This is a genomic window from Roseibium sp. RKSG952 (assembly GCF_009711355.1).
In genome coordinates, this window is the sequence record NZ_SMMF01000783.1 from 1 (window position 1) to 9,169 (window position 9,169).

Genomic DNA, 9,169 nt, shown 5'->3' on the forward strand with positions numbered 1-9,169 from the left:
GTCGAGCCGGAGACCTGCGGATCGCAAGCGGTGGTGCTTGAAGGCTATCGCCGCGTCGAAGCGAGCGCGAAGATGGACATCGAAATGCACTTCATGAAGTGGCGCGGTGTTGAAACAATCGCCAGCGTCGCGTCCAGCGTGGCTGAAGAGTCGATCGGCAACGTGGAAATTTCGCTGGTTCTGGACGTCTCGGGCTCGATGCGCGGCACCAAGCTGACCAACCTCAAGAAAGCAGCCAACAATTTTATCGACGAGATGATCAACAAGTCCGAGGACGGCAAATTGTCGATCTCGATCGTGCCCTATTCCGAACAGGTTGCGATACCCAGTTACCTGATGGATCTGCTTAAAACTGAAGGTGAAAACGACATCGCCAACTGTATCGACTTTAACAGCGGTGACTTCACAACAACAACTTTTGACAATTTTGACGCCAAAGATCCAAACAGCGGCCAAGTCGTCCGCGTTGGTACGCCAATTCCCAAAACACTTCACTTTACCGATTCAGGAAATGCAGACTATCGGCCCTCTAACGGCGTGGTAACAAGCTACACATGCTTGCCAAACACAGCCACAAGCCATCGTGAAATCACGATTATGCAAAAGGACGCTCAGAAGCTAAAGGATGAGATTGCCTTGCTGCAAGCGGATGGCTGGACATCTATCGATGTAGGTCTGAAATGGGGTCTGACGCTGTTGGACGAGAGCTTCCGTTACCTGACCAATGAAATGTCCAAAGACGGTCATATACCGACAGAGTTCAAAGCGCGCCCTGCACCAAACAAAAGTGCGGATACGCTGAAAGTTGTTGTGCTGATGACTGACGGGGCAAATACCAAGCAGCATTTGGTCCTCCCGCCTTATCATCAGGGTACATCTGACGTCTGGTGGAATGCATCTGACGATATCTATTCCTTCTACGACCGCGATCAAAGCAACTATATTTGGCCTGATGTTGAGATGACGGAATACAACTCCAGCAGGGGTTGGTATTGGGCGAGAGACGAGCGTCAGGATCACGCCTATGGGGAAGGCAATAGGAAGTATATGCAATACCAATGCACATCTTACAGCAACGGTACCTGCTATTCGATGAACCGAAGCCGATCCAGAGAAAAGTCAGAAGGCACCGATGTTGTAGAGCTGTCGTGGCCAGACCTTTGGAAACGTACAACCAAGTATCGTATCTATCAGATGCTCTACGATGCTTACGGCTCAAGCTATGCCTACGACTGGTACTATGCTGCATCGGACGAACTCGATCAGCCGGACAAAGACCCGCGTGTCAGATCGCTGTGTGACAAAGCAAAGGAAGAGAAGGTCATCACTTTCTCAATCGCCTTTGACGCCCCAACAGCGGCTAAAAATCTGCTGAAATACTGCATCAGTGACGACGGCGCATATTACGAGGCATCCAATGAGGATATCGTTGACGTCTTTGCCTCGATCGGTTCGACAATTCAGAACCTGCGGTTGACCCAATGATCCGCCGCGCGACCATATGGCTGCGCCGGTTTCGGCGTCGCGAAGACGGCAGCGCCACGATTGAACTGCTGTTCTGGTTTCCCTTCTTTATCTGGGTAACCTACTCCGGCGTTGATCTGGGTTTGATGTCGTTCCATCACGCAAATCTCGAACGTGCGCTGGACGAAACCATCCGCGAAGTACGGCTGAACCGATTGCCTGCAGGCGAGACCGAGTGGAAGCATGACCTGCTCAAAGATATGATCTGTGACCGCGCTCGACTTCTTCCCGATTGCGGCGCAAACCTGTCTCTGGAGATGAAATCACTCGACCCCTTCTCTTCTTTGGCAGCGCAGAATTTGAATCAAACTCCACTTTGCGCGGACACGCCCGAGGAAGTCCGTAAACCTGAGGATCGGGTCTTTGAAGCGGGTGCATCCAACGAGTTGATGATCATTCGTGCATGTATGGAGGTTGCTCCCGTTTGGATCAGTACAATCCTGGGCCAGGGCGTCAGGGAGAATGCCAGCGGTCAATTCGAATTACATTCCACAACGGTATTCGTCCATGAGCCTGCTTAATAGTTCAATCGTCAGAAAACTACGGATCCACCTCAAGCGTTTCAAACGTAGCGAGGATGGACTGATTACGATCGAAGCAGTGTTGATGGTGCCCGTCCTGTTTTGGTCTCTGACCGCATCCTACACGTTCTTCAACAGCTATCACCAAAGTGCGAGAAATCTGAAAGCCGCTTATGCGGTAGCAGATATCATCTCTCGTGAACGCGGCACCATTACGTCCACTTATGTGGAAACGCTGTATTCTTTGATGCAGAATATGGTCGAAGAGCGGTCTGACATGAACATGCGCATCTCATTCCTGCGCTACGACAAACCTGACAAGCGCCACTATGTCTTGTGGTCCTGCGCCCGGGGTGCTGACTTTACCACCAAGTGGGACAACGGCAACATTCATCAGCTCGAAGACCGTCTGCCCACTATGCCGGACAATGGCAAGATGATCGTGGTCGAAACAAGCAACCTCTATCGCCCGCCTTTCAAGCTGCTTGTCACGCGCCCGCCCTACTACATGAACAACTTTGTTTTCACGCACCCGCGCGTGTTCGACAACATCAACGCTGAGAACAACTGCTAAAGGTCATTCCTTTTCGGCAAGTATCGCGGACAGAACCTCTGACATGAATTTGGTTTCGGCGGCGGCGGTCATCCCGCCTACGCCGACCCGATGCCCCAGTCGCCACCAAAGGCCGGGTTCCCATCGGGCACCGGTTGACGTCTTGGTACGGATCAGAAATCCATTGGACGGCTTGAACGCGAAAACCCCGCGATCTACGCTCTCAATATCCTGCACATCTGCAATCTTGTGGCCGGAACCTGTTCTGATTTCCGATTGCGTCAATTCGATCCGGTCTGCGGTCGCAAACCACATGCGGTAGGCCAACCAGAACGCAGCCCCTCCGACAGCAATCAGGAACAATTGCCACCCCGGTGCTGGGGGCGAGGCAAGCGCGACGTACAGAACCAACACCCCAACCGTTGTCAGCATCCCTACCCCAATCCAACGTCTGGGCGCGGATGCCTCAACTGTTGCCAGCACTTCGTCCTGCATAGTCGTCTCCATCTGATTTCCTTGTCGTTTAGCGACTTTCGCAGCCGGACAACAGACCTCGAAATGAAACGAACAAATTTGCACAGATGTAGTGCCCGAGTGCAAATTGACCGCACGATTGCACGAAATACATAGTGCTCGTACAAGCAGGAGGTCGCTATGTCCCTCAGACCAACATTAGAAACACGCAACGCTGTTCCAACCATGGAGGGTGCAGGCGTCAAACTACACCGAGCCTTTGGATTTCAGGACCCTTCCGAACTGGATCCTTTTCTTTTGTTCGACGATTTCAGGAATGAAAGGCCAGAAGACTATCAGGCAGGTTTCCCCTGGCATCCGCATCGCGGGATCGAGACGATAACTTACGTGCTGTCAGGCACGGTCGAACATAGCGACTCGCTGGGCAACAGCGGTTCTCTGGGCGCAGGTGATGTCCAGTGGATGACTGCCGGATCAGGAATCCTGCATCAGGAGATGCCTAGCGGAAATACAAATGGCCAGATGCACGGGTTTCAGCTTTGGGGCAATCTTCCCGCTGCGCAGAAGATGATTGCTCCGCGGTACCAAGATGTTCAAAGCAAAGAAATCCCTGAGGTTACCGATGATGACGGTACTATAGTTCGGATCATCGTTGGGGAATTCTGGGGGCAAACCGGGCCAGTTGATGGGATTGCAGCTGACCCACAATATCTGGACATCTCAATTCCAGCGGGAGTGAAAAAAACTTTCCGCATAGATACTTACCGCCGGGCGTTTGCCTATGTTTTTGAAGGGCAAGCTGCGTTTGCCGATGCATCGCAACCAACTGGTATCCTTCTTGAAAAAGAAGTCGCGGGACAAGAAGTCAACATTCGCGATATGTCCGGTGACCGTACTCTGGTCCGGTTTGGAACAGGGGATGAGGTCACGGTTCAGGCCGGACCTGAAGGTGTTCGATTTCTGCTGATATCTGGTGCTCCGATCAATGAACCGGTGGCATGGCATGGTCCAATAGTCATGAACACGCGATCAGAACTGGAGCAGGCCTTTCGTGAATTGCGAAATGGAACTTTCATTCAGCCTGCGCACTGAAACCCAAATGCCCGGCCGTTTTTGGTCGGGCATTTTCACGATGTGACTGCTTTACGCACCATATCCCAATAGATCAGCTCAACCTCATCCAACGATAATCGCCCACCCGACCGATACCATGTCATGACGCCGTTCAGCATGGCGATCACCGCCAGAGTGGCGATCTTGGTATCTGCGATCGAGAACAGGCCTTCTTGCTGACCCTCCCGCAGAACATTCTCCAGCGAGTCTTCGTAGCTGCGGCGTAGCGCTTCGATCTCGGTAAAGTTCTCGGGCGAGAGGTTCCGCAGCTCCATATAAGCGATGAAAACCTCATCAGGCCGTTCAAGATGGAACCGGATATGAAAGCCCACGAACTGACGCAAAGCGCCAAGGGCATCTGGTTGTGTCTCCAGATCGTTGTAAGCCGCAAGCAGGTCCTGCATATGCTGCTGCATCAGGCGGAAGAGCAGGCTCTGCTTGTCTGGCGTGTAGTTGTACAACGCCCCCGCCTGTACACCGACTTCACCAGCGATCTGACGCATCGAAACCGCAGCATAGCCGTGCCGGGCAAAAAGCCTCAGCGCTGCCTGCCGGATACGCGGACCTGTTATGTCAGAATGAGAACCTTGAGTACGTGCCATAAGGCTACCGTATATGAACAAATGTTCAGATAGAAGCCTGCTTGAACCAGCTTCGTAAAAGATGCATCACAGAACCCGGACGCATACCCGAAAGGCTGGTCATGAAACACGTATCTCTGCTGACCCTGTTACTGGCATTCGCCGGATGCACGGATATTCCCGAGTTGGAAGGGAAAGAGGCCCCATCCATCCGCAATGCGGCTTATCCCAAGCTCGTCCCGCTTGAGGAAACACTTGGCACCCCTGTTGATCCCGTCAGCGAGGCCTCTGAGGTCGAAGAGGAACTGACCTCCCGCAGTGAAGAGCTGGCCAAGAAAGCCGCAGCTCTGCAGGCCGCCGAAATCAACTGACACACCGATTCTGACACAGAAAATTCACCGGCTTTGCTGGTGGATGACGCATTGCACCCCTGCCCCGAACCCGCTAAGGCAGCCTGCAAAGGACGTTTCGTCTAACACGGCAGATCGAGCGGAAAGGACCCACGGAATGACAAAGGCGCTGCGGCTTGGAATTGCGGGTTTGGGAACCGTGGGCATTGGTGTCGTCAAGATTGTACGCCGTCATGCCGATCTGCTGCAGGCGCGTACGGGCCGCCCCATCGAAATCGTTGCTGTATCGGCGCGCGACCCAAACAAGGATCGCGGTGTAAGCCTGTCTGAATATGCTTGGGAAACCGATCCGGTGGCGTTGGCCAAACGGGACGATATCGACGTTTTCGTAGAGCTCATGGGCGGTGAAAACGGCCCGGCCAAAGCTTCGGTCGAGGCCGCACTTGCCAGTGGCAAGGATGTCGTGACTGCAAACAAGGCGCTGCTGGCGATCCATGGTCAGGAACTGGCTGAAACCGCCGAAGGTGCTGGCCGAGTGATCCGGTTCGAGGCAGCCGTCGCAGGCGGCATCCCGATCATCAAGTCCCTGACCGAAGGTCTGGCTGGTAACGAAATCACGCGCGTCATGGGCGTAATGAACGGCACCTGCAACTATATCCTGACCCGGATGCAATCGCGGGAACTGGGCTACAATGCGCTGTTCGAGGAATGTGCCGAACTTGGTTACCTCGAAGCCGATCCCAACCTCGATGTAGGTGGCATTGACGCGGCGCATAAGCTGGCTCTGTTGTCCTCAATTGCCTTCGGGACAAAGCCGAACTTCGACGGCATCGAAATCGAAGGCATCCAGCACATCAGCCTCGATGATATCCATCAAGCCGCCGATATGGGCTATCGCATCAAGCTGCTGGGCGTTGCGCAACGCTCTGCCCGTGGCCTGGAACAACGGATGCAGCCCTGCCTTGTCCCAAGCGATTCACCTCTGGGTCAGCTCGAGGGCGGAACAAATATGGTCGTGATCGAAGGTGACGCTGTTGAACAGGTCGTTCTGCGCGGCCCCGGTGCCGGAGAAGGCCCGACTGCCAGCGCCGTCATGGGTGATGTCTGTGATCTGGCGCGCGGTCTGCAAATCTCAACCTTCGGCCGCCCGGCGAACACTCTGACAGAGGCGTTGCCAGCGCGAACCGGCCTGCCAGCGCCTTACTATCTGCGCCTTGCACTGTTGGACAAACCCGGTGCACTCGCCAAGGTGGCGGCAATTCTGGGCAACGCAGGCGTTTCAATCGACCGTATGCGCCAATACGCACATTCCGAAGCCACCGCACCAGTTCTCATCGTTACACACAAGACCACCCGCGCCACGCTGGATCTGGCGCTTGATGATCTCAGAACTACGGACGTTGTCTCGGGCGAACCTGTCGCACTGCGCATTGAACAGGTCTGAACTCTTGCAGCCTGCACCATGGGCGGGCTATGCCGGACATAATGTCTTCGCTGACCAAAGGATTACATCGCATGAACGCTGCCAAAACCGACTTTAACGACCGCATGCTTTCTCTGGGCCTCGCGCGGGTTGCCGAACAGGCGGCGCTGGCCTCAGCCTCGCTGGTTGGCCGGGGTGATGAAAAGGCTGCCGATCAGGCCGCCGTAAACGCGATGCGCGAACAGCTGAACCTGCTGGATATCTCGGGCGTCGTCGTCATCGGTGAAGGTGAGCGGGACGAAGCACCGATGCTGTATATCGGCGAAGAGGTTGGAACCGGCAACGGACCCGGCGTTGATATCGCGCTGGATCCGCTGGAAGGCACCACGCTTACAGCCAAGGATATGCCAAACGCGTTGACCGTGATTGCAATGGGTCCGCGCGGCTCGATGCTGCATGCCCCTGACGTGTATATGGACAAACTGGCAATTGGTCCGGGCTTTCCCGAAAACGTTGTGAATCTGGACATGAGCCCACGCGAACGTGTCGAGGCCCTGGCCAAGGCAAAGGGGTGCGAGCCTGCGGACATCACCGTTTGCATTCTGGAACGTCCGCGCCACGAGGCAATGATCGCCGAGGTGCGCGAGACCGGAGCATCGATCCGCCTGATCACCGATGGTGACGTCGCAGGCGTCATGCACTGCGCTGAAAGTGAAGTGACCGGCATCGACATGTACATGGGTCAGGGCGGAGCGCCCGAGGGCGTTCTGGCTGCTGCCGCACTGAAATGCATGGGCGGGCAGATCTTTGGTCGCCTGCTGTTCCGCAACGATGATGAACGCGGACGCGCAGCCAAGGCCGGGATCACCGATCTGGATCGCGTGTATTCGCGGGATGAAATGGTGACGGCGGACGTGATCTTTGCCGCAACCGGCGTAACTGGTGGTTCGCTGCTACCGCGCATCAAGCGCGAGCCGGGTTGGGTCGAGACAACTACCTTGCTGATGCGTTCGAAAACAGGTTCCGTGCGCCGCATGTCCTACCGCACTCCGATGTGGTCTCACGACTGAGGCTGATGGCTTGAACTCTCGCCTGTCGCGTGAGTATCTGTATTAGATCATAAGGCCGGGTCCGATTGGGTCCGGCCTTGTTTTATCGGGAGCAGACATTGAGCTTTCTTGGAGTTGAGCAGTCACTAACCGGGCGACGCTGGGTCGGCCCTTCCGCAGACGTTGAGAGGGCGGCGGAGATGCTTGTTCAGCAAGCCGACCTTCCTCGTGCTGTAAGTCAGGTATTGGCCCGACGCGGTGTACCGCCGATGGAGGCGCGTGGATTTCTGGAACCCAAGCTCAAGGAACTGCTGCCTGATCCGCGTACCCTCAAGGACATGGAAAAAGCAGCCGAACGGTTTATTCAAGCTGTCCGCGGCAGACAGCGGATTGCGGTCTTTGCAGACTATGATGTGGATGGCGGCAGTTCCGCAGCACTGTTGATTGTCTGGCTGCGCCAGATGGGCCTGCAGGCCACTCTCTATGTTCCGGATCGCATCGATGAAGGGTACGGCCCCAATGTACCTGCGATGCAGGAGCTGGCGGCGTCTCACGACCTCATCATCTGTGTCGATTGCGGAACGCTGAGCCATGAACCCATTGCTGCTGCCAAAGGCGCGGATGTCATCGTCTTGGATCACCACCTTGGTGGAGAAACGCTGCCGGATTGCGTCGCGGTGGTGAATCCCAATCGACAGGATGAAAGCGGTGATCTGGGCTATTTCTGTGCAGCAGGCGTGGTGTTCCTGATGCTGGTCGAGGCAGGGCGCCAGATGCGCGAAGCCGGTATCAAAGGCCCAGACCTGATCTCACTGTTGGATTTGGTGGCTCTGGCAACAGTCGCAGATGTTGCGCCACTGATAGGCGCAAACCGGGCATTGGTGCAGCAGGGCCTCAAGATCATGGCGCGCCGTCAACGCCCCGGGCTGGTGGCCCTGTCGGACGTGTCACGTATGGATTCAGCCCCCAACAGCTATCACCTCGGCTTTCTTCTCGGACCGCGTGTAAACGCGGGTGGACGGATCGGTCAGGCGGATTTGGGCGCTCGGCTGCTCAGTACAGACTCGATGACTGAGGCCGAAGCCTTGTCGCAGCGGTTGGATGAACTGAACACTGAACGCCGGGACATTGAAAACGCCGTGCGCGCGGCCGCATTGGAAGAGGCCGAAGAACGCGGGCTGGATGCACCTTTGGTCTGGGCGGCTGGTGAAGGCTGGCATCCCGGCGTTGTCGGAATTGTCGCCTCGCGTTTGAAAGAGGCAGCCAACCGACCCGCAATCGTCATTGGTTTCGATGGGGATGAGGGCAAGGGGTCCGGCCGGTCGGTCTCTGGTGTGGATTTGGGCGCGTCGATCCAACGGCTGGCGGCCGAAGGGCTCTTGGTCAAGGGCGGTGGCCACAAGATGGCAGCGGGCCTGACAGTTATGCGTGACAAGCTGGAACCAGCCATGGAGCGTCTGAGCGAACTGCTGGCCAAACAAGGTGCTGGTCAAGGCGGCCCTGTCGATCTGAAACTGGATGGCGCCCTGATGCCCGGTGCTGCAACCGTCGATCTAATTGAGCAGATCGAACAGGCTGGCC

General features: G+C 55.9%; 9 protein-coding genes and 1 pseudogene. 8 read left to right on the forward strand and 2 right to left on the reverse strand.

Annotated elements, in window-relative coordinates; genetic code table 11:
* From E1297_RS06595 to E1297_RS06605, 3 genes and pseudogenes are all read left to right on the forward strand, one after another.
* A pseudogene (locus E1297_RS06595) lies at nt 1–1,485 on the forward strand (hypothetical protein); the annotation flags it as partial.
* Nucleotides 1,482–2,045 carry a TadE/TadG family type IV pilus assembly protein gene (locus E1297_RS06600; RefSeq protein WP_155135486.1) on the forward strand — a complete coding sequence of 188 codons (564 nt, stop codon included), beginning with the start codon at nt 1,482–1,484 and terminating at the stop codon, nt 2,043–2,045. The pseudogene E1297_RS06595 and the gene E1297_RS06600, both read left to right, overlap by 4 nt.
* Nucleotides 2,032–2,619, forward strand: coding sequence for a TadE/TadG family type IV pilus assembly protein (locus E1297_RS06605; RefSeq protein WP_196223222.1), 588 nt, complete (start codon nt 2,032–2,034; stop codon nt 2,617–2,619). Before E1297_RS06600 ends, E1297_RS06605 begins: the two co-directional genes overlap by 14 nt.
* Before the next feature lie 3 nt (nt 2,620–2,622).
* Here the strand turns inward: E1297_RS06605 and E1297_RS06610 are convergent, their stop codons facing one another.
* Nucleotides 2,623–3,105, reverse strand: a complete 483-nt coding sequence (locus E1297_RS06610; protein WP_209015676.1) for a hypothetical protein — start codon at nt 3,103–3,105, stop codon at nt 2,623–2,625.
* 147 nt (nt 3,106–3,252) lie between these two features.
* On the opposite strand from E1297_RS06610, the gene E1297_RS06615 reads away from it, so the two are divergent.
* Nucleotides 3,253–4,164 carry a pirin family protein gene (locus E1297_RS06615; RefSeq protein ID WP_155135490.1) on the forward strand — a complete coding sequence of 304 codons (912 nt, stop codon included), beginning with the start codon at nt 3,253–3,255 and terminating at the stop codon, nt 4,162–4,164.
* A gap of 35 nt (nt 4,165–4,199) precedes the next feature.
* Here E1297_RS06615 and E1297_RS06620 read toward each other — a convergent pair whose 3' ends face one another.
* On the reverse strand, nt 4,200–4,787 hold the full coding sequence (locus tag E1297_RS06620; protein ID WP_155135492.1) for a TetR/AcrR family transcriptional regulator: 588 nt from the start codon (nt 4,785–4,787) through the stop codon (nt 4,200–4,202).
* A gap of 101 nt (nt 4,788–4,888) precedes the next feature.
* On the opposite strand from E1297_RS06620, the gene E1297_RS06625 reads away from it, so the two are divergent.
* The 4 genes from E1297_RS06625 to recJ all read left to right on the forward strand — a co-directional run.
* The gene (locus E1297_RS06625; protein WP_155135494.1) at nt 4,889–5,137 is read left to right on the forward strand and encodes a hypothetical protein; all 249 of its coding nucleotides are present in this window, start codon (nt 4,889–4,891) and stop codon (nt 5,135–5,137) included.
* Between the two features lie 136 nt (nt 5,138–5,273).
* Entirely contained in the window at nt 5,274–6,560 is a 1,287-nt protein-coding gene (locus E1297_RS06630; RefSeq protein WP_155135496.1) for a homoserine dehydrogenase, read from the forward strand.
* 71 nt (nt 6,561–6,631) lie between these two features.
* Nucleotides 6,632–7,609, forward strand: a complete 978-nt coding sequence (glpX, locus tag E1297_RS06635) for a class II fructose-bisphosphatase (protein WP_155135498.1) — start codon at nt 6,632–6,634, stop codon at nt 7,607–7,609.
* Nucleotides 7,610–7,788: 179 nt separating this feature from the next.
* Nucleotides 7,789–9,169 (forward strand): single-stranded-DNA-specific exonuclease RecJ (gene recJ / locus E1297_RS06640; protein WP_209015677.1); only part of this gene is annotated, 1,381 nt, incomplete at its 3' end.